This is a genomic window from Thioalkalivibrio versutus (assembly GCF_001999325.1).
Classification (GTDB): Bacteria; Pseudomonadota; Gammaproteobacteria; order Ectothiorhodospirales; family Ectothiorhodospiraceae; genus Thioalkalivibrio; species Thioalkalivibrio versutus.
Genome location: NZ_MVAR01000015.1, coordinates 157,729 through 183,462, shown reverse-complemented (window position 1 = coordinate 183,462; position 25,734 = coordinate 157,729). Strand labels below are relative to the sequence as shown.

25 protein-coding genes are annotated in these 25,734 nt (G+C 66.7%); 3 read left to right on the top strand and 22 right to left on the bottom strand.

Annotated features, from left to right (window positions below; genetic code table 11):
- Positions 1-6: 6 nt before the first annotated feature.
- Positions 7-492, bottom strand: coding sequence for a DUF1249 domain-containing protein (locus B0684_RS06150; RefSeq protein ID WP_018145970.1), 486 nt, complete (start codon positions 490-492; stop codon positions 7-9).
- A 428-nt stretch (positions 493-920) separates the two neighbouring features.
- Here B0684_RS06150 and B0684_RS06145 point away from each other — a divergent pair, with 428 nt between their 5' ends.
- A complete protein-coding gene (locus B0684_RS06145; protein ID WP_018169515.1) occupies positions 921-2,558 on the top strand; it encodes an alpha-D-glucose phosphate-specific phosphoglucomutase in 1,638 nt (545 codons plus the stop codon).
- Positions 2,559-2,561: 3 nt separating this feature from the next.
- Positions 2,562-3,935: a sodium-dependent transporter gene (locus tag B0684_RS06140; protein WP_018650318.1), complete on the top strand. Its 1,374-nt coding sequence runs from the start codon at positions 2,562-2,564 to the stop codon at positions 3,933-3,935.
- Positions 3,936-3,954: 19 nt separating this feature from the next.
- Here B0684_RS06140 and B0684_RS06135 read toward each other — a convergent pair whose 3' ends face one another.
- From B0684_RS06135 to B0684_RS06045, 19 genes are all read right to left on the bottom strand, one after another.
- Positions 3,955-5,115 (bottom strand): aminotransferase class I/II-fold pyridoxal phosphate-dependent enzyme, encoded by a 1,161-nt coding sequence (locus B0684_RS06135; RefSeq protein ID WP_018650319.1) that lies wholly within the window; start codon positions 5,113-5,115, stop codon positions 3,955-3,957.
- Positions 5,116-5,150: 35 nt separating this feature from the next.
- Positions 5,151-6,602 carry a ribosome biogenesis GTPase Der gene (gene der / locus B0684_RS06130; protein ID WP_018176999.1) on the bottom strand — a complete coding sequence of 484 codons (1,452 nt, stop codon included), beginning with the start codon at positions 6,600-6,602 and terminating at the stop codon, positions 5,151-5,153.
- Between the two features lie 49 nt (positions 6,603-6,651).
- Positions 6,652-7,812 carry an outer membrane protein assembly factor BamB gene (gene bamB / locus B0684_RS06125; protein ID WP_018169511.1) on the bottom strand — a complete coding sequence of 387 codons (1,161 nt, stop codon included), beginning with the start codon at positions 7,810-7,812 and terminating at the stop codon, positions 6,652-6,654.
- A gap of 45 nt (positions 7,813-7,857) precedes the next feature.
- Entirely contained in the window at positions 7,858-8,472 is a 615-nt protein-coding gene (locus B0684_RS06120; RefSeq protein ID WP_018650320.1) for a YfgM family protein, read from the bottom strand.
- 23 nt (positions 8,473-8,495) lie between these two features.
- A complete protein-coding gene (hisS, locus tag B0684_RS06115) occupies positions 8,496-9,776 on the bottom strand; it encodes a histidine--tRNA ligase (protein ID WP_018650321.1) in 1,281 nt (426 codons plus the stop codon).
- Positions 9,777-9,822: 46 nt separating this feature from the next.
- Positions 9,823-10,995 carry a helix-turn-helix domain-containing protein gene (locus B0684_RS06110; RefSeq protein ID WP_018650322.1) on the bottom strand — a complete coding sequence of 391 codons (1,173 nt, stop codon included), beginning with the start codon at positions 10,993-10,995 and terminating at the stop codon, positions 9,823-9,825.
- On the bottom strand, positions 10,992-11,762 hold the full coding sequence (gene pilW / locus B0684_RS06105; RefSeq protein ID WP_018169508.1) for a type IV pilus biogenesis/stability protein PilW: 771 nt from the start codon (positions 11,760-11,762) through the stop codon (positions 10,992-10,994). The genes B0684_RS06110 and pilW overlap by 4 nt, the downstream gene beginning before the upstream one ends.
- Positions 11,759-12,892, bottom strand: coding sequence for a dual-specificity RNA methyltransferase RlmN (rlmN, locus tag B0684_RS06100; protein WP_018145980.1), 1,134 nt, complete (start codon positions 12,890-12,892; stop codon positions 11,759-11,761). Before rlmN ends, pilW begins: the two co-directional genes overlap by 4 nt.
- 109 nt (positions 12,893-13,001) lie before the next feature.
- The gene (gene ndk, locus B0684_RS06095; protein WP_018145981.1) at positions 13,002-13,433 is read right to left on the bottom strand and encodes a nucleoside-diphosphate kinase; all 432 of its coding nucleotides are present in this window, start codon (positions 13,431-13,433) and stop codon (positions 13,002-13,004) included.
- 368 nt (positions 13,434-13,801) lie between these two features.
- The gene (iscX, locus tag B0684_RS06090; RefSeq protein WP_018169506.1) at positions 13,802-14,005 is read right to left on the bottom strand and encodes a Fe-S cluster assembly protein IscX; all 204 of its coding nucleotides are present in this window, start codon (positions 14,003-14,005) and stop codon (positions 13,802-13,804) included.
- A gap of 14 nt (positions 14,006-14,019) precedes the next feature.
- On the bottom strand, positions 14,020-14,358 hold the full coding sequence (gene fdx, locus B0684_RS06085; protein WP_018169505.1) for an ISC system 2Fe-2S type ferredoxin: 339 nt from the start codon (positions 14,356-14,358) through the stop codon (positions 14,020-14,022).
- Between the two features lie 4 nt (positions 14,359-14,362).
- Positions 14,363-16,246 carry a Fe-S protein assembly chaperone HscA gene (gene hscA / locus B0684_RS06080; RefSeq protein WP_018176995.1) on the bottom strand — a complete coding sequence of 628 codons (1,884 nt, stop codon included), beginning with the start codon at positions 16,244-16,246 and terminating at the stop codon, positions 14,363-14,365.
- Positions 16,247-16,277: 31 nt separating this feature from the next.
- A complete protein-coding gene (gene hscB, locus B0684_RS06075; RefSeq protein ID WP_018650323.1) occupies positions 16,278-16,802 on the bottom strand; it encodes a Fe-S protein assembly co-chaperone HscB in 525 nt (174 codons plus the stop codon).
- 105 nt (positions 16,803-16,907) lie between these two features.
- Positions 16,908-17,231, bottom strand: a complete 324-nt coding sequence (gene iscA, locus B0684_RS06070; protein WP_018939093.1) for an iron-sulfur cluster assembly protein IscA — start codon at positions 17,229-17,231, stop codon at positions 16,908-16,910.
- Between the two features lie 7 nt (positions 17,232-17,238).
- Positions 17,239-17,649, bottom strand: a complete 411-nt coding sequence (gene iscU / locus B0684_RS06065; RefSeq protein WP_018145987.1) for a Fe-S cluster assembly scaffold IscU — start codon at positions 17,647-17,649, stop codon at positions 17,239-17,241.
- 54 nt (positions 17,650-17,703) lie between these two features.
- The gene (locus B0684_RS06060) at positions 17,704-18,927 is read right to left on the bottom strand and encodes an IscS subfamily cysteine desulfurase (RefSeq protein WP_018145988.1); all 1,224 of its coding nucleotides are present in this window, start codon (positions 18,925-18,927) and stop codon (positions 17,704-17,706) included.
- 6 nt (positions 18,928-18,933) lie between these two features.
- On the bottom strand, positions 18,934-19,446 hold the full coding sequence (locus B0684_RS06055; protein ID WP_018145989.1) for an Rrf2 family transcriptional regulator: 513 nt from the start codon (positions 19,444-19,446) through the stop codon (positions 18,934-18,936).
- Positions 19,447-19,504: 58 nt separating this feature from the next.
- Positions 19,505-20,332 (bottom strand): serine O-acetyltransferase, encoded by an 828-nt coding sequence (gene cysE, locus B0684_RS06050; RefSeq protein ID WP_196799414.1) that lies wholly within the window; start codon positions 20,330-20,332, stop codon positions 19,505-19,507.
- A gap of 57 nt (positions 20,333-20,389) precedes the next feature.
- Positions 20,390-21,127: an RNA methyltransferase gene (locus tag B0684_RS06045; RefSeq protein ID WP_018650324.1), complete on the bottom strand. Its 738-nt coding sequence runs from the start codon at positions 21,125-21,127 to the stop codon at positions 20,390-20,392.
- Between the two features lie 160 nt (positions 21,128-21,287).
- Between B0684_RS06045 and B0684_RS06040 the strand changes: the two genes are divergently transcribed.
- Positions 21,288-22,106 (top strand): inositol monophosphatase family protein, encoded by an 819-nt coding sequence (locus tag B0684_RS06040; protein WP_018650325.1) that lies wholly within the window; start codon positions 21,288-21,290, stop codon positions 22,104-22,106.
- A gap of 29 nt (positions 22,107-22,135) precedes the next feature.
- Here the strand turns inward: B0684_RS06040 and B0684_RS06035 are convergent, their stop codons facing one another.
- Together B0684_RS06035 and B0684_RS06030 are read right to left on the bottom strand one after the other, a co-directional pair.
- A complete protein-coding gene (locus B0684_RS06035) occupies positions 22,136-23,461 on the bottom strand; it encodes a DUF3422 family protein (protein WP_018650326.1) in 1,326 nt (441 codons plus the stop codon).
- 298 nt (positions 23,462-23,759) lie between these two features.
- A complete protein-coding gene (locus B0684_RS06030; RefSeq protein ID WP_018650328.1) occupies positions 23,760-25,649 on the bottom strand; it encodes a thioredoxin domain-containing protein in 1,890 nt (629 codons plus the stop codon).
- Between the last annotated feature and the right edge of the window lie 85 nt (positions 25,650-25,734).

The window sequence follows — 25,734 nt, the reverse complement described above, 5'->3', positions numbered from 1 at the left end:
GTGTCCCTACGAATCGGCCGCGACCACCTCAGGCGCCGCATCGGCCAGGAAGCGGTGTCCCTGGCGCAGGCAGTAGCGCAGCCACTTGTACAGGAACCGGTTATGCCTCCAGCGGCAGACTAGGCCCGGGTGACCGGTCAGCATCTCCGGCGCGCGACCGTCGCCCATCGTGCGGCAGTGCAGTTCCAGCACCTCCGCCTGCCGCGCATCATGGAACATGCGTACGCGCATGTCCGGCTGTTGCCGACGCTCGCCCTGGTGGTCGAACCGGTAGGTCAGGTGCAGCGTGGTCGTGTAGCGGGTGCGCTCCAGCACCTCCAGATACAGATCCAGCGCACCCTCCACCCGCGAGACCGACCGCAACGGCTGCCGCTCGAGCTCGGGGCACAAACGCCGCAGTGCGAGATAGTTCTCCTCGTACATCTCCATCAGCGCCGCAAAGCTCTCGGGCCTGGGCTCCAAATGGGACGGGGTCTTACGCTCCAGCAACATGTCGCGCAGTCTAACAGCACCGTTTCGCGGGACACCGATTGTCCGCATCCAGAGCAGGACACCCCCAGGGCTTTTTGGTAACGTCGACAGGGGAGGTGCCGAGCAATGTTGTACTCGCACGCGTTGGTGTCCATGTTCTCCGAGACCCGGCCCGGCACGCAGTCCGGTGGTGGTGCTACCGGCCCGTTCTTGTCCTCATCAAGGCGCAACACAGGATTGCGGAACACGGGGCACCATCCTCACCAGCCAGCGAAAAACGGGACTCGGCCGCCCGTGCTGGATGAAAACGGGCCCGTTGCCCGCAGAACGGCTCCCTTGTGCCGAGCGAATACACGCCAGTCACCACGCCATGTCAGTACACAGAATCGACTCGAGCGCGAGCGTCCGCATTGCTCAGCGTCTCCCTGGACAACAAGGATGAGCGACCCATGGACATAAGTGTCGTCACGACCCAACCCTTTCCCGACCAGAAACCCGGCACCTCCGGTCTGCGCAAGCGCGTCCGGCAATTCCGCCAGCCGCACTATCTGGAGAATTACATCCAGAGCGTCTTCGATGCCTGCCCGGACCTGAAGAACGGCGAACTGCTGGTCGGCGGCGACGGGCGCTTCCACAATCGCGAGGCGATCCAGGTCATCCTGCGCATGGCCGCAGCCAACGGCGTACAGAAGGTCGCCATCGGGTATGGCGGACTGCTGTCCACGCCGGCCGCCTCATACCTGATCCGGTCTCGTGGGGCCACGGGCGCCCTGATCCTGTCCGCCTCCCACAACCCGGGCGGGCCGGAGGGGGATTTCGGCGTCAAGCTCAACACCGCCAACGGTGGCCCGGCCCCGCACTCGGTGACCGACGCGATCTTCGAGCAGAGCACCCGCATCAGCCATTACCGCATCGCCAACGGCGCAGAGCATGTCGACATCGATCATCTACACGCAGTACAGATGGGCGACATGGACATCGAGGTCGTCGACCCCGTGGGCACCTACGCCGACTACATGGCCACGCTGTTCGACTTTGACCGCATCGGCGAACTGCTGCGATCCGACCATTTCCGCATGCGCTTCGATTCCATGCACGCGGTCACCGGCCCGTACGCCGAAGAGATCCTGATCAACCGCCTCGGCGCCCCGGCCGACACCATCCTGCGTGCGGAACCGCTGGCCGACTTTGGCGGCCGTCACCCGGACCCGAATCTGTCCCACACGCGTGAACTGAGCGAGGCCCTGTTCGGTCGGGATGCCCCGGATTTCGGGGCCGCGTCGGACGGCGACGGCGACCGCAACATGATCCTCGGGCGCCGCTTCTTCGTCACGCCGTCGGACAGCCTCGCCATCATGGCCGCCAACGCCCATCACATCCCGGCGTTCGCCGACGGCCTGAAGGGCGTGGCCCGCAGCATGCCCACCAGCCAGGCCGTGGACGTGGTCGCCGAGAAGCTGGCCCTCCCCTGCTTCGAGACCCCCACCGGCTGGAAATTCTTCGGCAACCTGCTGGATGACGGGCGCATCCGCCTGTGCGGCGAAGAGAGCTTTGGCACCAGTTCCGATCACGTACGCGAGAAAGACGGCCTGTGGGCCGTGCTGTTCTGGCTGAACCTGCTAGCCGTACGCCGCCAGTCGGTCGAGGAGATCGTGCGTGATCACTGGCGCCAGTACGGCCGCCACTACTACACGCGCCACGACTACGAAGCGGTGGAGAGCGAGCGGGCCGAACAGGTGATGGCGCGCATCCGCGAGCAGCTCTCGGTACTGCCGGGCCAGTCCCTGGCCGGCATGCGCGTCGCCCAGGCGGATGACTTCGCCTATCGGGATCCGGTGGACAACAGCCTGACCGAGCACCAGGGCCTGCGGGTACTGTTCGAGAGCGGTGCCCGCATCGTCTTCCGCCTGTCCGGCACCGGCACCCAGGGCGCCACCCTGCGCCTGTATATCGAACAGCACGAGACCCATCCCGAACACCTCGATGCCGACCCCCAGGAACTGCTGGGACCGCTTATTGACGCCGCATCGCGCCTGGGCGACATCCCCGGCCTGACCCGCCGCGAGAAACCCGACGTCATCACCTGATAGATGACCATCACTGCCACTGCGCAGCGCTGGAGCCACGGCTATGCCTTCTTCCTCGCAGCCACGGCGTCGGCGGTGGGGCTGGGGAACGTGTGGAAGTTTCCCTACATCCTCGGGCAGAACGGGGGTGGCGCCTTTCTCGCGGTCTACCTCGGCTGCATCGTCCTGATCGGCATTCCGATCATGATGGCGGAGGTCATGATCGGTCGCCGGGGCCGCCGCTCGCCTGGATACGCGGCCCGCGAAGTGGCTCGCGAGAGCGGCGCCCACGACCTGTGGCAACTGGTCGGCTGGCTGGGTCTGTTCTCCGCCTTCCTGATCATGAGCTTCTACGTGGTGATCACCGGCTGGGCCTTCTCCTACGTCCACAAGGCCGCCACCGGCGCCTTTGTCGGCGCCGACGGCGACCAGGTGGCGGGAGTGTTCGCCGCCATGACGGCCTCCCCCGCCGAGATGCTCGCCTGGAGCACCCTCGCCGTCACCCTGGCCTTCGGCATCGTCGCCCTGGGCCTGCGCCAGGGGCTGGAACGCTGGCTGCATGTGCTGATGCCGGTGCTGCTGGTCTTGCTGCTGACCGCCATGGCCAGCGCCTGGTGGATTGGGGATGTCCGCCAGGCGCTGGATTTCCTGCTGCGGCCGGATTTCTCCGCGCTGACCTCGCACGGTGTATTGATCGCGGTGGGCCATGCGTTCTTCACCATGACGCTGGCCTCCGGGGTGCTGATGATGTTCGGCGCCTACCTGCCGCAGCACACGTCCATCGGCCGCACCGCCATTGGCGTGGCACTGGCGGATACCGCGGTCGCCCTGATCGCGGGGCTGGCGATCTTCCCCATCGTGTTCGGTTTCGGGCTCGACCCGGCCGAAGGCCCCGGGCTGATGTTTCAGACCCTTCCGCTGGCACTGGCGGCTGTGCCCGTCAGCGTCCTGCTGACGACCCTGTTCTTCGCCACCCTGAGCCTGGCCGCATTCAGCACCATGATCACCAACGTTCAGGCCTTCGTGCACCTGTTCCACGAGCGCCTGCATGCGTCACGCGTGCTCGCGGTCCTGGTGTGTGGCGGCGCGGTCTGGCTGCTGAGCCTGGCCAGTGTGTTCTCGTTCAGCGGCGCGGCCTGGACACGCCTGGACATCACCCTGCTGGGCCGCGAGATCCCGACCCTCTACCACGCCATCGAACACGTGGCCATCAACCTGCTGCTCCCGTTGGGGGGCCTGCTGATCGCGGTATTTGCCGGCTGGGTTGTGCATACCCGCGTGGCCCGCGCCGAACTCGCCCTGGCCCCCTTCGCGTTCACTATCTGGCGTTTCGTGCTCCGCTATGTCGCGCCGATCGGACTGGGTGCACTCCTGTTGAATCTGGCCGGTTGGATATAGCCCGACCCGGCCAGGGGGATCACAGCAAGCCCCGCAGGCGCTCGACGGCCTCGCGCAGGCGGGCCTCGGACTGGGTATAGGCGATACGCAGGTAGTCCCGACCCCGGCTGGGGCTGAAATCCGTCCCCGGCGTCAGGGCGACACCGGCCGTGTCCAGGACGCGCGCGCAAAGGGCCTCGGAGTCCGGGCCGTGGGCGGTACAGTCGGCATAGATGTAGAACGCGCCCTCCGGCCGCGCCTGGACCTCCAGCCCGAGCCCCGGCAGCGCCTCCAGCAGCACGTCCCGACGGCGTTTCAGCTCCCGCACCCGAGATTGCAGCAACGCCTCGGTCTCGGGCGCGAAGGCCGCCAGCGCCGCGGTCTGGGCCATGCTGGCCGGGGCCACAAACAGGTTCTGTGCCAGGCGCCGCACCGGGTCCACCCAGGTCTCCGGCACCACCATCCAGCCCAGGCGCCATCCGGTCATGGCGAAGTACTTGGAGAACGAGTTGATCACCACCACATCCGGGAAGCCGGCCGCGGCACTGGGCTCCGGGGTATCGAAGACGATCTGGGCGTAAATCTCGTCCATGATCACCAGGCCTCCGCGCTCGCGCACGACCTCGACGATCGCAGCCAGCCGATCACGCGACAGGCAGGTCCCGGTCGGGTTCGCCGGCGACCCCAACAGCACCGCACGGGTGTTGGCGCCCCACGCGGCGGCAATCGACTCGGCGGTCGGCTGGAAGGCATGTTCTGCCTGGACGGGCAAACCCACGGGGGTCGCCCCACGCGCGGCGACGAACTGGCGGTTGCAGGCATAGCCGGGGTCCGGCAGCAGGACTTCCTCGCCCGGATTCACCCCCGCCGCCAGCGCCAGCAGGATGGCTGCGGAGGCGCCCGCGGTGATCACGATGCGTTCCGGGTCGACCTCGGCCCCATGGCGTCGCCAGTAGTCGGCGGACAGCGCCTCGCGCAGGGCCTGGGTCCCGTGCGCGGGGGTGTAGCGGGTATCCCCCTCCGCCAGCGCGGCGCGACCGGCCGCGATTACCAGGGGCGGCGTCGGGAAGTCCGGCTCCCCTACCTCCAGGTGGATGATGTCGCGCCCGGTGCGCTCGGCCGCCTGGGCTCGTGCCAGGATGTCCATCACCCGAAACGGCTCCACCACCTCGGCGAAGCCGGACAGCGCCGGGTCACGCATCGGATTGGCGGGATGCCCCGGGACCACCGTCGCGATCAGCGGCGCACGTGCCGCATCAGACGCTTGCGCTTGTACTGCTGTCTCGGCGTGAGCTTGTTGCGCCGGCCCGCGTAGGGGTTGCGCCCGGAGCGGAATTCGAGCCGCAACGGTGTCCCGACCAGCTTGAGCTGCTTGCGGAAGAAGTTTTCCAGGTAACGCTTGTAGCTCCCGGCAAGCGCGTCGGTCTGATTGCCGTGGATCACGATCACCGGCGGGTTCTGGCCCCCCTGGTGCGCGTAGCGCAGTTTGATGCGCCGGCCGCTGATCATCGGCGGCGCATGCTCCGCCACCGCGGCCTCCAGCAGACGCGTGAGCTCCGGCGTGGACATTTTGCGGAAGGCACTGGCGTGGGCCTCGCACACGTCGTCCAGAAGATGCCCGACATTGGTGCCGTGCAAGGCCGAGATCAGGCGCATGCGGGCAAAATCGACAAACCCCAGGCGCCGATCCAGCTCGTCGCGGATGCGCTCGCGCGCGTGGTCGTCCAGCCCGTCCCACTTGTTCACGGCCAGCACCAGCGAGCGCCCGGCCTCGATGACCATCCCCAGCAGGTGGGAATCCTGATCCGACAGGCCGGCATGGGCGTCCACCACCAGGACCACCACGTGGGCGGACTCGATCGCCTGCAGCGTTTTGATGACGCTGAATTTCTCGATCACCTCGTGGACCCGGCCACGGCGGCGTACCCCGGCGGTATCGATCAGGGTGTACTCCTGACCGTCGCGCTCGAACGGGACAAAGATGCTGTCGCGGGTCGTACCGGCCACTTCCGTGGCCACCACGCGCTCGTCGCCCAGGATACGATTCACCAGGGTCGACTTGCCGACGTTGGGGCGTCCGACGATCGCGACGCGAATGCCCGGCCAGTCATCCAGCGCCGCCTGCTGCGAGGCTTCGTCGAGGCCGTCACTGGCGGCCTCGTCGTCTCCGGCATCTTCACTGGCCGCCCGGCGCGCGGCCGCCACGTCCTTGCGCACCGCCTGCATCAGGCCCTGTACGCCGCGCCCGTGTGCTGCGGCAATGGAGGTCACCTGCCCCAGCCCGAGGGCGTAGAACTCGGCACTGACGGAATCGGCATCCAGGCCATCGGTCTTGTTCACCACGACCCGCGCCTTTACCCCGGCGCCGCGCAGCTGATCGGCAATCGCCTGGTCCTGCGGCGTCAGGCCGTCACGAGCATCCACCAGGAACAGCACATGATCCGCTTCGGCCACCGCGCGCTGGGTCTGTTCGGCCATCGCGCGGTCCATCTCCGCGCCCTCGCCCGAGAGCCCGCCGGTGTCCACGACCAGATAGGGAAAGTCGCCGACCTTGCCAATGCCGTACTGGCGATCACGCGTCAGTCCGGCGACGTCCGCCACCAGGGCATCGCGCGAGCGCGTGAGCTGATTGAACAATGTGGACTTGCCGACATTCGGCCGACCGATCAGGGCGATAACCGGAATCATCTGCGGCTGCGCCCTGCGCGGAGAACCCGGCGCCCTGAAACCTTGTGGCTCACTCGTCACCCCGGATTGAGGGATTCACGGCCGTCAGCTGCCCGTTGTCGGTGACGACATACAGCGTGCCGTTCACCAGGGTGGGACGCGTAACCACGGAACCGGAACCGGCGCGCAGCCGGGCGACAATGCGCCCGTCCTCGACGTCGACCCAGTGCAGGTAGCCCTCGTAATCACCGACGATGGCGTGCTGGCCGACCACCACCGGCGCAGTCACACCGCGCAGGCGCAGGCCATCCATCTGCCACAGGTCACCACCACTGCGGGGCTCCAGGCCCCACAGGTGGCTCTCGGCATCGGTCACGACCAGGACATCGGAACGCGTATCCACATCTCCGCCTTGATAGGAAGAAAAATCACGGACCCAGAAGATCTCGCCGGAGTTGAGATCCAGCGCCGCGAGCCTTCCCTGGTAGGTGGCCGCAATGGCAGCGCCGCGATACATCGGGATATGCCCGTCCAGGTCCACCATGCGCTCGACCTCCGTGCGCCCGGTGGGAACCCCCAGGGTGGTCTCCCACAGCACGTTGCCGCGGTTCAGCCCCAGCATCAGCAGGCGGCCGTTGTCGAACCCGGCCAGCACACGGCCGGAGGTGATCTGCGGGCGCTGGGCCCCGCGCAGGCTCAGCGAGGGTGTGGTGCGCAGCGCGGTCCACTGGGTGGCGCCGGAGTCGGCGTCCAGGGCATGGATGCGGCCGTCGTTGGTACGCACGATGACCAGGCCGCCAGACACATCCGAGACTGCCAGCACCTCGCTGGAGAGCGCAGCACGCCAGCGTTCGCCATCGCCATCCAGATCCACGCCGATGGCGTAGCCGTCCAGCGTGCCGACCACGGCGAGGCCGCCACCGACGCCGACCCCCGCGGAGACCCGGGCATCATCCAGGCGCACCTGCCAGCGCTGGCTTCCACTGTCGGGATTCAGACCGGAAACCCGCCCGGCGGCGTCGCTCATCACGACCAGGTCGTCGGTGATTCCGGGATAGATCTGCCACAGGAAGCGCTCGCCACCGCTGCCCACCGAGCGCGACCACAGCCGTTCCGGCTGACCTTCGGCCTCGAACTCCGGCAGGTCCGCCGGCGGCTCGGTGGTATCGCGCGACCACAGACCGCAGGCGCTCAGGGACAGGATCAGCGCGCTGGCAATCAGCAGGCGCACGACCGGACTCGCAAGGGAAGGCACAGACATCAGGCGACGGGTCCTCTAGACGGAAAGTTCTTCATATTTCAGACGCAGGTACTCGGGGCTGTGCCCCGCGTCCAGTGCAGCCTCGTAATGCTCGCGGGCCCGCTCGCGATCGCCACGGGCGCGGGCCAGATCCCCTTCGAGCTCGCACTTCAGCCCCGTGAAGGCATCGCTGCGAACGTCGGCCAGGGTCGCCTCGGCATCATCCAGGCGCTCGGCCAGGATCATCTGGCGCGCAAGACGCAGCGTTAGCACCTCGCGATACCCGCGATCGGGGGCCGCGTCGCGCGCAGCCTGCAGCGCGTCGATCGCGGTATCGGTGTCGTCCTGCGCGATCGCCACATCGGCCCGGTAGACCCAGGCAAGCGCGCGGTAGGGCGTACCCCGTCCCTGTTCGATCACCGCATCGGCCAGTTCCAGCGCGCGATCGGTCTGGCCGGTCTGACCGGCGACCTGCAGGGCCTGATACATCTCGGAGGACACCTGGGCGCGCGATTCCTCGCGATCGCTCCACCAGTTCCAGCCGAACAGGCCGCCGACCCCGAGAACCAGGCCGGCCACAATCGCCATGCCGTTGTTCGCCCACCACTGCTTGATGCGTTCGGCTTTTTCTTCGTCGGTGAGATAACTCATCGTGTTCTCTATCCTTGCGTTGACTACGAGCGCTCTTGCAGAGCCGTGCGCAGATGGTCGGTGAGGGCTGCACGGTCGACGGCCACCTGCTCGCCGCCCTGCGATCTTAACGGCTTCACCGTGACGGTGCCCGCGGCATGCTCGTCACTACCGAGCACCAGGGCATAGTGCGCCCCCAGACGATCGGCACGTTTCATCTGCGACTTGAAGCTGCCGCCACCACAGTGCTGGACCAGGCGCAGCCCCGGCAATTCGCCACGCAGCTGGTCCGCCAGTTGCAGTGCCGGGCCGACCAGTTCGTCGCCGCCGACGATCAGGTAGGCATCCGGACCCGGCGCTGCCGGGGCGTCTTCGCGCGCCTCCAGCAGCGCGACTAGCCGCTCCAGGCCCATTGCCATCCCGATCGCCGGGGTGCCACGGCCACCGAGCTGTTCGACCAGGCCGTCGTAGCGCCCGCCGGCGCAGACCGTACCCTGGGCACCGAGATCCTCGGTGATCCACTCGAATACTGTATGCGTATAGTAATCGAGCCCACGCACTAGCCGCGGGTTGTGCTCGTACGTGATGCCCAGCGCATCCAGATGCGCGCACAAGCCGTCGAAATGGGCGCGCGACTCAGCGTCCAGATCATCCATCAGGCTGGGGGCCTGCGCGACCACCTCGCGGGTATCGGGATGCTTGCTGTCGAGGATGCGCATCGGGTTGTCATAGAGCCGGCGCTGCGCCTCCTCGTCTAGGGCGTCACGATGCTGCTCGAAATAGGCGATCAGGTGGTCGCGATAACGCTGCCGGCTTTCCGGGGTTCCCAGCGTGTTCAGCTCCAGGCGCACGTTCGAGAGCCCGAGCATGCGCCACAGCCGTGCGGTCATCGCGAGCATCTCGGCGTCGACATCCGGCCCCGGCAGGCCGAACACCTCGACCCCAACCTGGTGGAACTGGCGATAGCGCCCCTTCTGCGGGCGCTCATGGCGGAACATCGGCCCCAGGTACCATAGTCGCTGCACCTGGTTGTGCAGCAGCCCGTGCTGGATCCCCGCGCGCACGCAACTCGCGGTGCCTTCCGGGCGCAGGCTCAGGCTGTCGCCATTGCGGTCGTCGAAGGTGTACATCTCCTTCTCGACGATATCCGTGACGTCGCCGATGGAGCGCTTGAACAGCTCGGTCGACTCCACGATCGGCATGCGGACCTCGTGGTAGCCGTAGGCCTCCACAACCTCGCGCAGGGTGGCTTCGAGATGCTGCCAGACATGAATGGACTCGGGCAGGATGTCATGCATCCCGCGGATCGACTTGATCGCTTTCATGGTGTCTTTTTGTTTGTACGTGATGGCCTGCCGGAAAGACCCGGGTTCAGCCTTCCAGATCGAAGCGCGCGGTGCGGTCGCTCCGGATATGCGTCTCGACGTCTACCGGCTCGCCATCCAGCGTCAGCGAGACCCCGGACGCGTTGCCCAGGATCACCCGGCCAGGCAGATCCAGGCGAATCTCCTCGCGGTCACCCGAGCTGAGCACGCCGGTCAAAACCACCTCGTCGGCGGCATCGCGGATCTCCACCCAGGAGGTCTCGCCAAACTCCAGCACCAGTTGCGCGCCCTCACCCGCCGCCGGACCTTCACCGGAAGTCTCGATCACCGGGGAAGCATCCAGTGGGGCTTCGCTTTCGGCCCGCACGGGGGCCTCAGGCATGACCGGCTCTTCCGGCACGACCAGGCGTTCGGTCAGGGCCTCCGCCGGTGCGGTGGCTTCCGAGGATGCTGCCGGGGCGCCGGCCGATCCCTCGGCACCCGCCGACTCCGGCTGGGCGCCCTCCGGGAGGGCCTCCGGCGCGGGCGTGACGGGCTCCGGATCGGTGCTCTCGGCGATCGACGGGCTCCGCCCTTCGGCGTCGTCCGGGGACTGGAAATCGGCGAGGCTCGGGACGGCATCCCGCGCCTCGCCCAGGTTCAGCGCCGGCCACCCGGGCGTGTCCGTGCGCTCGCTCCAGGCATAGACCCCGAGTCCAAGCAGGATCGCGGCCAACAGCAAGGCGAGCCAGTAAATACCGCGGCCGCGCCGACGCTGACGGTCGCGCGCGGAGGGCGTTGCGACGGCCCGGAGTTCGGGGTCGACCATCCCGTGGTTCTCGAAGGACTGAATCCACGGATCCGCGGCCACGCCCAGCTCGCGGGCGCAGGAGCGCAGATAGCCGCGCACGTACGCCGGCGGCATGTGATGAAAGCGATTGGCTTCCAGGTCTTCCAGGGTGCCGCGCCCGAGGTGGATGCGGCTGGCCAGGGTCGCGCTGTCCAGACCGGCCGCCTCACGCGCCCGCCGCAGACTGGCGCCGGGCTCGTCCTCACCCCGGGGCGCCTCCGGTCCGGATGCCTCCGGGTGGTCCCGGGTGGTCAGACCATGCGCGGCGGAGAAGGACGGCTCCGGATCGGGGTCCGAACCCTCGGTGCGCAGGGAGGCGACGTTATTCGTTGAATCATCGACATCCTCGACCCGCCCGAGGCCCGGTTCCTTGTCGCGTGGATCGCTCACCCTTCACGCTCCAGCCGGCGCAGCTCGGCCATCTCGTCGCTGTCCGGGTGATGGCGGCTCAGGCGCTCGGCACACGCGTTGGCCGCGCGGCTGTTGCCCAGCGCGCTTTCGGCCTGATAGCACAGCAGCAGCGTCTCGGCATTCTCGACCCCCTGGCTGTCCAATCGTTGCAGGAAGGCCCGAGTCTGCATCGGCCGGTCGTCCTGATAAGTCAGCCGCGCCATTTCCAGAAGCGCGCGGGGATACTGCGGATTGAGTTCCAGCGCCCGGCGCAACTGCCGCTCGGCCTCCTCGGCATCGCCCGCGTCCGCGTGACAGACGCCGGAGTTCATGTGGGCGATGTCGCGGCGATCGTAATCCGGATTCTTAATCGCCTTGGCGAACAGCTCCTGAGCCTCGTCGAAGTCCTCGCGGGCGCAAAGCAATGCGCCCAGATTGGTCTGCGCAAAGGGGTTGTCCTCGTCGCGGCGCAGGGCCCGGCGATAGTGTTCCTCGGCACGGTCCAGCTGGTCCTTGCGCTCGTAGATCGCTGCCATACCGATATTGGCGAGGACATAGCCGGGGTCATAGTCCAGCGCCCGCCGCAGGTTGCGCTCGGCCTGCTCGAACTCGCCCTCGCGCAGATAGCCGATGCCCAGTTCAGCATGCACCTCGGCGGCATCCTCGCGTTCGCCGGAAACCGGTCGGTCGGCCGTGGCGGCACAGCCACCCAGCAGCAGCGCCAGGGTCAGAACCCCGGCGATGCGCAAACCCGCGCGTCCAGTCATGAAGCCCTCCGATCCGTCTGTGGCAACTCGGCATGCAGGCGGAACATGCGCATGCCACGATTGGTTCGATCCTCGACCTGCCCCACCAACTGCCCGCAGGCGGCATCGATGTCGTCGCCCCGGGTGCGCCGGACCGTGGTCACGTAGCCGGCCTTCTGCAGGCGCCGCTCAAAGGCCAGAACGGTGGCCTCCGACGGGCGTTCGAACGGAGCCCCCGGGAACGGGTTGAACGGGATCAGGTTGATCTTGCCAGGAATACCCCGCAACAGCCCGGCGAGCTCGTTGGCGTGCTCGGGCTGGTCGTTGACACCGGCCAGCAGGACGTATTCGAACGTCACGCCACTGTGGGCGTCGGTTGCCTCCACGTAGCGGCGGCAACTGTCCAGTAGCTCGGCGAGCGGATACTTGCGGTTGATCGGCACCAGACGGTCGCGCAACGCGTCATTGGGCGCATGCAGGCTGACGGCCAAAGCGACATCGGTATGTGCGCTCAGACGATCGAGGGCTGGAACCAGGCCGGAAGTCGAAAGGGTCACACGGCGCCGGCTGAGACCGTAGGCATTGTCGTCGGTCATCAACTGACAGGACGGGACCACCGCATCGAAATTGGCCAGCGGCTCGCCCATACCCATCAGGACCACGTTGCTGACTGCGCGCTTGCGGCCGTCCGGCGCCGGGAGCCGCTGCATGGCCAGCCACACCTGACCGATGATCTCGGCACTGGTGAGATTGCGGTTGAAGCCCTGCTGGGCCGTGGAGCAGAAGGTGCAGTCGAGCGCACAGCCGACCTGGGAGGAGATGCACAGTGTCCCGCGCCCGCCCTCGGGGATGAAGACGGTCTCGATGGCATTGCCGTCGGGGAGCCGCAGCACCCACTTGACGGTACCGTCGGAGGAGGCCTTTTCCAGACCGATCTCGGGCACGCGGATCTCGGTCTCGCGCTCCAGACGATCGCGCAGCTTGCGCGACACGTCGGTCATCTGTTCGAAGTCGGTGACCCCGCGCTGATGGATCCACTTGATCAGCTGGGTGGCACGAAAACGCGGTTCACCCCACTGCGCCAGCAGCTCGACGAGCTGTTGGTGGCTGTAGCCCAGGAGATTCAGGGGGGTGGAGGATGTGTGTGCCATAACAGGGACCGGTTGGCTCAAGTCCCCTAGTGTACTGTGCCGAAGGGATGCCTGCCTACGGGGCCCGGTGTGCGGTGCAACCGGGCCCCGTAGCGCATGCGGGCCCGCTTTATCGGGTACGCGGGCAGACGCCGTCGTCGCCAAAGAAGAAAGCGATCTCGCGCTCCGCGGTCTCCGGGGCGTCAGAGCCGTGTACGGCGTTCTCGTCGATGGACACGGCGAAGTCGGCACGGATGGTGCCCGGAGCGGCTTCCTTCGGGTTGGTCGCACCCATGATGTCGCGGTTCTTGGCAATGGCGTCCTCGCCTTCCAGGACCTGCACCAGCGCCGGGCCGGAGATCATGAACTCGACCAGATCGTTGAAGAACGGGCGTTCCTTGTGCACGTCGTAGAAGCCTTCGGCCTGCTCGCGGCTCAGGTGCATCATGCGCGCGCCAACGACCTTCAGGCCGGCCTTTTCGAAACGGCTGATGATGTCGCCGATGGCATTCTTGGCAACGGCGTCAGGCTTGATGATGGAAAGGGTGCGTTCAACGGCCATGGGGCGGCTCTCCTGGTACTTGGATTGAATATCGGTCGCTGGGCCCGGCTGCAAACGCGAGAACCCGCCGAACGGCGGGTTCCCAACGCAAAAAAGACGCGGACGCAACGTGCGGCGCGTAGTCTAGCGACCTGACGCCCCTGCAGCAACGTCACCGGCCTTGATTCACCACGAAGCGCACGCAGACACGCAGAAGGTCGAGGAGACGGCACAGAAGCACAGGCCGCGATACCACTTCGCATCGGTAAGCTATCCTGGTATCGGGTAGGCGTTTCAGCCTCCTGCCCTTCCCTGCGTCCTCTGTGCCCTCTGTGGTGAAAAAGGGTCTGGCCCTTCTTCGTGTGCTTCGTGGTCGATCCAAAAACCCGTCAGTCGTCGACGTCGGCCTCGTCCATCCAGGCAAGCTGGATCGCCTCAAGGACACGCTCGCCCGAGCGTTCGGGGTCGTCATCGAATTCCGGCAGGTTCATCACCCACTGACGCAGATCCACGAAGTTGATGTTGCGCGGGTCCACATCCGGGTGTTCGTCGGCTAACTGGATCGCAATTTCCTGGGTTTCGGTCCACTTCATCGCTTGGTCCTTGATCAGTGGTTCTCGGAGACCTGGTTAATGGTGTACTTCGGCAGTTCCACCACGAGATCGTTGTCGGTCACGATCGCCTGACAGGACAGGCGCGAGTCCGGCTCCAGGCCCCAGGCCTTGTCGAGCATGTCTTCTTCGTCCTCGGTCGGCTCGTCCAGGCTGTCGAATCCCTCGCGCACGTAGACATGGCAGGTGGTACAGGCGCAGGACTTTTCGCAGGCGTGCTCGATCTCGATGCCGTTTTGCAGCGCGAGATCGCAGATGCTAATGCCCGACGGGGCCTCGAGGGAGGCGCCTTCGGGGCAGATTTCCTCGTGGGGCAGAAAGATTACCTGGGGCATGTTCTCAGTTCCCTGCGTCGTATTCGCTAACGTTGTGACCGGCGAGTGCCCGCCGGATGCTGTCATTCATGCGCCGCGCGACGAAGGCCTCGGAGGCCTGCTCGACGCGCTTGCGCGCGGCCTCGATCGCGTCCGGGTCGTCGCCCTTCTCGCGTTCGGCGCGCAGGGTATCGCGCGCCTGTTCGATACTCTGGCGCTCCTCCGGCTCCAGGTAGCGATCGCCATCGGTCTGCAGCGCGGCGTCGATCGCCTCCAGCACGCGGTCGGCCTCCACCTGCTCCTCGCGCAGGCGGCGGGCCTCCATATCCTCGCGCGCTGAGGACGCCGAGTCGCGCAGCATCTGCTCGATCTCGGAATCGGTCAGGCCGTAGCTCGGCTTGACCTCGATATGCGCCTCCACGCCCTGGGTCTGTTCGCGCGCGGTCACGTTGAGCAGCCCGTCGGCGTCCACCTGGAAGGTCACGCGGATGCGCGCGGCCCCGGCCACCATCGGCGGGATGCCGGACAGGGTGAACTGGGCCAGCGAGCGGTTGGCATCCACCACGTCGCGCTCGCCCTGCACCACATGCAGGGACATCGCCGTCTGACCATCCTTGAAGGTGGTGAATTCCTGGGCCCGCGAGACCGGGATGGTGGTGTTGCGCGGGACGATGAACTCGACCAACCCGCCCATCGTTTCCAGGCCCAATGACAGTGGGATCACGTCCAGCAGCAGCAGTTCGGTATCGGGCTTGTTGCCGGCCAGGATGTCGGCCTGCTGCGCGGCGCCAATCGCCACCACGCGGTCCGGATCGATCCCGGCATGCGGGACCCGACCGAAGAACCCCTCCACCGCCTCGCGGACCGCAGGCATGCGGGTGGAGCCGCCCACCAGCACGACCTCGTCAATCGCATCCGTCTCCAGGCCGGCATCCGCGAGGACCTGCTGGCAGGCCTTCATGGTGCGATCCAGCAATGGACGCGCCAGCCCCACGAGGGTTTCGCGATCCAACGCGCCGGACCAGGTGGAGCCGTCCGCGCGCACGACCTCGACCGGGGTGCTCGCAGCGTCAGTCAGGGCTTCCTTCGCCTGACGCGCGGCCAGCAACACCCGACGCAGGCGCTGCGGGTCGTTCTCGCCGCCCATCCCGGCCTGGTTCAACAGCCAGTCGGCGATGGTGCGATCGATGTCATCGCCGCCCAGGGCCGAGTCGCCACCGGTCGCCAGCACCTCGAACACACCGCGGCGCAGCTGCAGTATGGAGATGTCGAAGGTCCCACCGCCCAGGTCGTAAACCGCGATGGTGCTCTCCTCGCCCTGATCCAGCCCGTAAGCCACCGCTGCGGCAGTCGGTTCGCTGATCAGGCGAAAAACGTTCAGCCCCGCCAATTGCGCGGCGTCGCGCGTGGCCTGGCGCTGGGCATCATCAAAGTACGCGGGCACGGTGATCACCACGCCCTCGAGTTCGTCGCCCAGGGTCGCTTCGGCCCGCTGGCGCAGGGTGTGAAGGATATCGGCGGACACCTCGACCGCGGTCTTGTCACCCGCGGCCGTCTCGATCCGCGGCACGCTGGACTCGCCGGTCTTGAGGCGAAACGGCAGCTCGCCAGACAGGCGCGCGACATCCGCCGCGCCGCGTCCGATCAGGCGTTTAACCGAGGCGATGGTGTTGTGCGGATCATCCGCCGCGTGCTCCGCGGCCGCATACCCCACGCTCACCCCATCCGCGGCGTAGTGGACCACCGACGGCAGGATATGCCGGCCCTGCTCGTCCGGCAGGGTATCCGCCTCGCCACTACGCACCGTGGCGACCAGCGAATGGGTCGTGCCGAGGTCGATCCCGGCCGCGAGGTGGCGCTGATGCGGCGCGGACTCGGCTCCGGGTTCGGTGATCTGCAATAACGCCATCGGGTGTTCGGCTCCTTCACATGGCCGCGGATCAACCGCGCGCCAGGTTCTGTCGGGTTCGTTTCAATTCGTCCAGCAAGCGGTCGAAAAAGCGCAATTCCAGCACTCGGTCCTTGGCCTCGGGCGCCGGGGCCGCCGGGTCCTTCAGGGCATCCGCGACCTTTGCCCGTGCCTCGGCCCGGGCCTGCTCCAGCTCTTCACCTGCGGCCTCCAGCGCGCCACCATCCCTGGCCGCCGCGGCCTCTTCCATGCGTTCGCGCCACTCGATCTGCGCCTCGATGAACTCGATGTTCTGGCTGGTATCGCGTTCCGGGTCGAACGCCACGCCCGTGCGCTCCAGCAGGTGCAACGCACGGCGGTAGTCATCCCCGAGGATCGCGTAGGCCTCGTTCACGTCGGCCGCCACCGCCGCCGCCATGCGCCGGGCCTGGTCGCCCTGGCGCACGAAGCGGTCCGGATGCAACTCTGCCTGCAGGCGGCGAAAGCGCTCGTCCAGCTGTTGCCGGTCCACCTCGAAGGCGACCGGCAGATCGAACTGCTCGAATGGGTCGTTCATCAACTCTCGGCCTCAAGAAGCACTGGCGACGCACTGACAAAAGAAAAGGGGTGGGACGACGACCAGCAATCGGCCGCCATGCACCACCCCGGATGCGATCGTCAGTCAGATACTGAAGCTTTCACCACAGCCACATCGGGCCTTCTCGTTCGGATTATTGAACTTGAACCCTTCGTTCAGGCCTTCCTTGCCGAAATCCAGCTCGGTGCCATCGAGGTACACGAGGGACTTCGGATTCACCACCAGCTTCACGCCGCGATCCTCGAACACCGTATCGGTGTCCTCGATATCGTCGGCAAACTCCACCACGTAGGCCATGCCGGAGCAGCCGGTCGTCCTGACAGCCAGCCGCACGCCCACGCCCTTGCCTCTCTTGTCGAGGAAATTGTGGATCCTTTCGGCTGCGGGTTCGGTCACTGTAATCGACATAGCACCCTCAGGCAGACTTCTTCTCGGCTTCCGCGGCCTCGCCGTGGCGCTCCTGGTAGTTGGACACGGCCGCCTTGATTGCGTCCTCGGCCAGCACCGAGCAGTGGATCTTCACCGGCGGCAGCGCCAGTTCCTCGGCGATCTGGGTGTTCTTGATCTGGCTGGCTTCTTCCAGGGTCTTGCCACGCACCCATTCGGTGAGCAGCGAGCTGGAAGCGATCGCCGACCCGCAACCGTAGGTCTTGAACTTGGCGTCCTCGATGATGCCGTCGTCGTTGACCTTGATCTGCAGCTTCATCACGTCGCCGCAGGCCGGGGCACCGACCATGCCGGTGCCGACCGTGTCGTCGTTCTTGTCGAAGCTGCCGACGTTGCGCGGATTTTCGTAGTGGTCCAGAACCTTGTCACTGTAAGCCATGACCGTTCTCCTGTTGCGTGTGTACGCGTTGCGTTAGTGGTGTCGAGCGGACCCCTAGTGGGCCGCCCACTCGACGGTGCTCAGATCGACGCCGTCCTGGTACATCTCCCACAGTGGCGAGAGTTCGCGCAGCTTGGCGACCGCGGCGCGCACAATCTTGACCGTGTGGTCGACCTCTTCCACCGTCGTGTAGCGACCGATGGAGAAGCGGATGGAGCTGTGGGCCAGCTCGTCGTTGCGGCCCAGGGCACGCAGGACGTAGGACGGTTCCAGACTCGCCGAGGTACAGGCCGAGCCGGAGGACACGGCGATGTCGCGCAGCGCCATGATCAGGCTCTCGCCCTCGACGAAGTTGAAGGAGACGTTCAGGTTGTGCGCCACGCGCTGTTCCTGATCGCCGTTCAGATAGACCTCTTCCATGCCGTCGAGACCCGTCCACAGACGGTCGCGCAGCATGCGGATGCGCTCCAGCTCGGGGCCCATCTCGGCACCGGCGAGCGCAAAGGCCTCACCCATGCCGACAATCTGGTGCGGTGCCAGCGTGCCGGAGCGCATGCCACGCTCGTGGCCGCCGCCGTGCATTTGCGCCTCGATCCGCACGCGCGGCTTGCGGCGCACGAACAGCGCGCCGATGCCCTTCGGACCGTAGGTCTTGTGCGCAGAGAAGCTCATCAGGTCCACCGGCAGGCTGGACAGGTCGACTGCGACCTTCCCGGTCGACTGGGCCGCGTCCACATGGAACACGATCCCGCGCTCACGGCAAAGGTTGCCGATCGCCTCGATGTCCTGGATGACGCCGATCTCGTTGTTCACGTGCATCACCGAGACCACGATGGTGTCGTCACGCATCGCGTCTTGCAGCTCCTGAAGGTCGATCAGGCCGTTTTCCTTCACACCCAGGTACGTGACCTCGAAGCCCTCGCGCTCCAGCTGACGCGTGGTGTCGAGCACGGCCTTGTGCTCGGTCTTCACGGTGATGATGTGCTTGCCCTTGCGCTGGTAGAAGTGCGCGGCACCCTTGATCGCCAGGTTATCGGCCTCGGTCGCACCGGAGGTCCAGATGATTTCCTTGGGATCGGCGCCCACCAGCTCGGCGACCTGGCCGCGAGCGTTCTCCACCGCCTTCTCCGCGCTCCAGCCAAAGCTGTGGCTGCGCGAGGCGGGATTGCCGAACAGGCCGTCCTTGGTCAGGCAGCCGGCCATCTTTTCGGCCACACGCTCGTCGACCGGCGTGGTCGAGGAATAATCGAGGTAGATCGGCAGTTTCAGGTCACTCATTGCGCGTTAGCTCCTTTCCGCGGCCGCTTTGGCGGTCGCATGGCTTTTTCCGGTCGAGGCTTGCAGAGGGGCGCCGTGCATCACGACCTCCTGCACGCCGTCTTTTTCCATTTGTTCCCGATGGCGCTGCAGTACATCCGCCAGCGAGCGGGTGCTGAGGAAGTCATAGACCTGCTGACTCAGATCGGTCCACAGGTCGTGCGTCAGGCAGCGCGAATCCGAATTGCAGTTGGCCTTGCCGCCGCAGCGGGTGACGTCCACCGGCTCGTCCACCGCCACCACGATGTCGGCCACGCTGATCCCCTCCGGTTCACGGCTGAGGGCATAGCCCCCGCCCGGCCCGCGACTGCTGTTCACCAGCCCCTTGCGGCGCAGCCTGGAAAAAAGCTGCTCCAGATAGGACAGCGAAAGCTTCTGCCGCCGCGCCACTTCGGCCAGGGATACCGGCCCGTTGCGGGTGTGCATCGCCACATCGAGCATGGCGGTGACGGCGTACCGGCCTTTGGTCGTCAGTTTCATGGTTGAGTGCACTTGTCAGTCATTTGCCGGCAAGCTTAGCAATACCCGAGCAAAACGATCAAGTATTCCCTTGCTGTTTACGTTCTTGTTGGGTCGCCACCTTCGGCGGAACCTCGCACTCGTCCGGCTCCAGACCTTCCAGATCGCAGGCCTCCAGCGGGCCCGAATCGTCCTCGCCCAGGGCCTCGCCCGGATCGATACCGGCGCGCTTGAGCGCCTGGCAGGCCCGTTCCATGCGCTCGTCCAGGTCGTGTACGCGCTGCACGATCCGGTGGATCGCGTTGGCCACCGGATCCGGCATGTCCCGCGAGAGGCCGTAGGCATCGAAGCCCATGCGGTCCGCCATCTGCTGGAAGCGCGGATCGGGCTCGGGCCGCGGGCCGAGCACCCGGGCGGGGATGCCGACCGCGGTCGCCTCCGCCGGAACATCCTTCAGCACCACTGCGTTGGAGCCAATGCGCGCGTGGTCGCCCACATGGATCGGGCCCAGCAATTTGGCACCCGCACCGATCACCACCTCGTTGCCGAGCGTCGGGTGGCGCTTGCCGCCTTCCCAGGTGGTGCCACCCAGGGTCACCTGGTGGTAGATCGTGCAGTCGTCGCCGACCTCGGCGGTCTCGCCGATCACCACCCCCATGCCATGGTCGATAAAGAACCGTCGGCCGAGGGTCGCCCCCGGATGGATCTCGATGCCGGTCACCCAGCGGCTGAAGTTCGCGATCACGCGCCCCAGCCAGCGCATCCGGTGGTTCCACAACCAGTGCGCGAGGCGGTGATACCACAGCGCATGCAGGCCGGGGTATGCGGTCAGCACCTCGAAGGCGTTGCGTGCCGCCGGGTCACGGTCAAACACGCAGCGAATGTCCTCGCGCATCCTGTCAAACATGGGCCGGCCTCAATTCCCGAGTCATCCGCTAGGTTATCACGCCGGTTTCCGGCGCCCTCAGCGGCCCTTTTCCGTGTGCGTCAATATACCGCGCAGCATGCGCACCTCGCTGCCGGTCAGTCCGGCGCGCATATAGAGGTGCCGCAAGCGCCGCATCAGATTGCGCGGATTGTCCGGGTCGAGCACCTCGATGGTCGTCAGGGCCTGCTCGAAATGACGGAACAGACCCTCCATCTCGTCTTGGGTCGCGAGCGGGTCGCGTGCCTCCCCTGCCGCACTCGCCTGCCCGGGATCCATTCCGGTCAGGGCCGCCATGCGGAGCGCGTAGGTCATCACCTGCACGCTGCCGGCCAGGTTCAGGGAGCTGAAATCCGGCACCGTCGGGATCTGCACAAACGCGTTGCAGTAATCCAGCTCGGTGTTGGTCAGACCACTGTGTTCACGTCCAAAAACCAGGGCCACCGGGCCCAGGCCCGCGTTCTCCAGCGCCTGCCCGGCCGCCACGTCCGGGCCCAGCACCGGTACCGAGTGGGTGCGCAGCCGGGCACTGGTGCCCACCACCCACACGCAGTCGGAGACCGCGGCGGCCACGTCTTCGACCACGCGCGCCCGCGCCAGCAGGTCATCCGCCCCGGACGCCAGCGCCGTCGCATCGGCATGCGGAAACCGCTCCGGCGCCACCAGCACCAGATCCGTCACTCCCATGGCCTTCATCGCACGTGCGGCGGACCCAATGTTGCCCGGATGCGTCGTACCCACCAGTACGACGCGCACCCGCTTCAGGCGTTCTTCCATTCGTGGAGTCTCCGTTGCCATGCCCGCATCAAAGCTCGCGGATTGTACACAGGGGGGCTCTCGACTTCCCAAAAAAGAGCGGCTTGTGTATTGTTCGCGACCTTCCCGCGGCGCGTGCGCGCGCCCGCCGGACACCCCGAAGAACACCAGGAGACATCCCATGCACCCCATGCTGAACACGGCGGTATCGGCGGCCCGCGAGGCCGGACGCATCACCACCCGCGCCTGGGGCCGGCCGGATCGCATGAACACCCGCGAAAAGGCCCGTAACGACTGGGTGTCGGATGTCGACCTGTCCGCCGAACAGGCCATCGTGCACACCCTGCGCCGCGCCTATCCCGACCACTCGATCATGGCCGAGGAAGGCGGTGAACAAAGCGGCAGCGGCAGCGATGCCGACTTCGTCTGGATCATCGATCCGCTGGACGGCACCACCAACTACCTGCGCGAGATCCCGCAGTACGGCATCTCCATCGCCCTGAAGCACAAGGGCCGACTGGAGCAGGCGGTGGTCTACGACCCGCTGAAGGAAGAGCTGTTTACCGCCACGCGCGGCGCCGGCGCCTTCCTCAACAGTCGCCGTATCCGCGTCTCCGAACGCAAGGACCTGAACGGCGCGCTGCTGGGCACCGGCATCCCGTTCCGCGAGGGCCAGGACCTGGAGCGCTACCTGAGCAGCCTGCGCCACCTGATCCCGGGCACCGCCGGCATCCGCCGGCCCGGGTCCGCCGCACTGGACCTGGCCTGGGTCGCCTGCGGGCGCTTTGACGGCTTCTGGGAAATGGGCCTGCAGCCCTGGGACATGGCCGCGGGCCTGCTCCTCGTACAGGAAGCCGGCGGCGTAGTCAGCGACTGGCAGGGCAACCCGGACGTGATGCGCCGCGGCGACGTCGTCGCCGGCAACCCGAAGGTCCTCAAGGCCATGCTCCAGCGCCTGCACAAGGCCGAAAAGGACACCACCGCCCGCTCTGACGCCTGAAGGGCCCGCGCCCCACCGGGTGCCGGGGGTCAGGCCCCGCGCCCGGCCTTCCGCTCGATTCGCGCGCGCATCCGCCTCAGGGAAAACCACACCCCGGCGACCACCACCGGCACCGTCATCCCGATGGCAATGTTCACCGGCAGCGGCAACGCGACCGCCGCGTCCACCCCGCGCAACAGGTAGGCCACCAGGCTGGTCAGGTAGTAGCTGATCACCACCACCGAAAGCCCTTCCACCGTCCGCTGCAAGCGCAACTGCAGGTCGGCGCGCCGGTTCATCGAGCTCAGCAGGTCGCGGTTCTGCCGTTCCAGCGCCACGTCCACCCGGGTGCGCAACAGCGATCCGGTGCGGTGGATGCGCGTGGACAGTACCTCCAGCCGTTCCGCCTGCGACGCGCAAGTACCCATGGCCGGAGCCATACGCCAGCTTAGATATTCACACAGGGTCTGCAGCCCCGGCATGCGCTTGGTCCTCAGTTCCTCAGCGCCTCTGTCCACCAGCGAGGCATAGGCGCGGGATGCGTGGAAGCGGCTGCCGGCATAGCTGCTCAGGCGCTCGACGTCGGATGCAAGGTCGGAGAGCACCGCCAGCAACTGCTGCTCGCGATCCGATGCGGCGAACTGCTCGGTGATCCCCGCCATCTCGTCATTGATGTCGTTCAGCCGGCCCTCGAGTTCGTCGAGTTCCGGCATCAACTCGCGGACCAGCGGGAGCGCCAGCAGGGCCAGCAACCGGTAGGTCTCCAGCTCGAACAGGCGCTGGGCGATACGCCCGGCCTCACGCCGGTTGAGATCGACATCGCGGACCAGGAAGCGGGAGAAACCGTCGTCGTGGACCCGAAAATCGGTCCACACCAGGCCATCCCCGCCAGCCACGCCGCTGCCGACGATGGGGTGCGGAGCGAATACGGCTTCCAGCTGCTCGAAGGACCGCTCCGGCATGTCACGCGACTCCAGCGCCAGATGGATCGCGGCGATGGTGCTCCCTGGCAGCTCGCTCAGCCAGTCGGCCGGCACGCGGTTGATCGCCGGGTTGGCGAACGGGTCGCTGAAGGCTTCTCCGGTCACGAAGAATGACCAGGTGGAGAACTCGTTGTGGCGTTCCCAGCGCAAGCGAAACGGCCCCAGATCGCAGGCGACGAAGTTCTTCTGCGGGACCGGCTCGTTCACGCCAAAACGACGGCAGAGCTCCGCCACCAGTTCGCGTTCGCGCTCGGTGGAGTCGCGCGGCGACAAAAGCGCCAGCCACGAGGCAGTCGCAGGGGCGTCCAGCGGTTCGTAGAAACGCGCATGGACTTCATCGTGAATCGACTCCCGCAGGGGGTGACTCGGGGGCAGGGACGGACTCTCTTTCATCACGGATTCAACCTGAAGACGGCTTCCAGAAGCCCGGGCAGGCCACGCTGACGGAAGTGGATATGGACGGCAAGGACAGCGTGCTGGCCCAGACGCCGCACCGATCAACTTCACTTTAGAGCGCCCGAACCTCGATTGCAGTTACCACGAGGGGCGGACCACGCCTCTCGCCGGGCGAGCCGACTGGAGCCGCCCGCAGCCTGTCCGCCTGCACGGCCAGGATGGCCCTCGGGTGCACAGCGTAGTTCGCGCCCACCTGCGGCGGCAACGCGAACACTCCCGATTCAGACGGCACCCGTTAGTCGCGTTCCTGCAGCCAAAGGATCAGGCGGGCATGCTGCTCCGGGTCGGCATCGATGGCGCGGCCCGGGCGCAGGTCGTAGTCCGCGAAGGCGGCATCCACCGTCTCGCTGTCCTCGGCCCATTCCTCGCTGAGACGGAAGATCAGGGTCGTCGGGGACGGCCGGTGCACCGCCGGGTGGAAACGCTGGGAGATCATCCCCGGCAGCGGCGGCTCCGGCTCCGAACGGAAGCCGTCACCATCGCGGAAGCGCTCCCAGGCCGCCTCCAGCAGTGCCAGGGCCGGGCCATGCTCACCCTCGCCGGTTGCCGCTTCCCAGTCGCGCAGGCCGCGCGCAACGTAAGCGTAATCGTTGAGCGTAGCGGTTCCCGCCTGCTCGGCGGGCAGACCCATCAGCGCCGGCAGCTCCGCCGGGGCGGCGGCGACCTCCAGCAGCCAGGCTTGAACCGCCGCGCCCGCGTCAAGGAAGCGCGCATCGTGCGCCGACGCCTCCGCCAGGGCGGACAGCAGCAGCCCGTGCGCCCCGGTCAGCACCTTCTCGTCACGCGGCAGGCCGCGCGCCTCGCGCGCCTGGATGAGGGCCTCGCGGCCGGACTCCACCTGCTCGCGAACCTCGTCCCCTGCCAGGTCGAAACGCTCCGCAAGCTGCTCGATCCCCGCGCCACTGCGCGGCAGGTAGCCAAGATCAAAGACCGAGCTGCCCTCCATGCCGAACCAGGCACGCACCAACTCCGGGTACTCGTGGTCCGCGAGTGCGGCTTCCAGATCTTCTTCCGGCCACAGGTAGGCCCCGCCCTCGCGGCCCTGATCGTCCACGGCCGACAGGCTGGAGGCAAACCCGCGGAAACCGCCCTCCGCAGCCTCCGCCTGGTCACCCGTCTCGTCCTCGCGCAGGGCCATGTCCCGCTTGACGAAATCGAGGTTCTCGAGCCCCAGATCCACCCAGTCCTCGCGGCCGAAATGCTCACCGGCACGCAGATAAACCAGTGCGAGCTGTGCCTGATCCTCCAGCATTACCTCGAAGTGAGGCTCGTTCCAGTCCGGTGATTCGGAGTAGCGGAAGAAGCCGCCCCCCAGCACGTCACGCAGACCGGAGTGGGCCATCTCGTCCAGGGTGATCTCGAGAAACTCCGCAACCCAGCCTGGGGCCGTGCCGGCCTGCTCGGCCTCCAGCATCGCGTGCAGGTAGGGCGAATGGGGGAACTTGGTGGAACTACCGAAACCACCCTGAAGGTCGTCGGCCTCGCGCTCCAGGCGGCTCCACAGGACCTGCGGCAGTCGGCCCGCGCGGCCCTCGGAAAGCGGTTCCTCTCCCTTGCGCAGTTGCTGGGTGAGTTCCTCGCTCCCGCGCCGGGCGAGATCCATCAGCCGGTCGTAATCCGACTCCAGGCGCTGGGTGATGCCATCGAGGAATTCGGCGAACTGGTCACGCGGGGCATACACCACGCCCGTCAGGGCATGACCGTCGGGAGTCACCACCACATTCAGCGGCCAACCCGCGCTCCCGGCGGTGGCACGCTGGAACTCCAGCAGGTAGCTGTCCAGTGCCCCATTGACCTCGCGATCCACCTTCACCGGAATGAAGTTCTCGTTCATCCGTTCGGCAATACCGTCGTCCTTGAAGCTCTCCTCCTGCATCACGTGACAGTAGAAGCAGGAGTAGTAGCCACTGGAGATCAGCAGCGGGCGCTGTTCTTCCCTGGCCTTTTCCAGCAACGCCGGATCCCAGGCGCGCCACTGAACCGGGTCGTCCACATGCAGACGCAGGTACGGTGACACACTGTCGGCCATCTCCGGGTTGGCTTGAACCGCACCGGGTGCAGCCAGTGCCACAAGCAGCAACGGGATATACATCCCGATCCAGCGGTTTCCGTTGGTTGCAAACATGCGAGTCTCCAGCAGCATCAAGAAAAGGTTGCTACCCTTTTGGGACGCGCAGGCAGGGAAGGTTCATTCCGTTCCCCGGAATCAC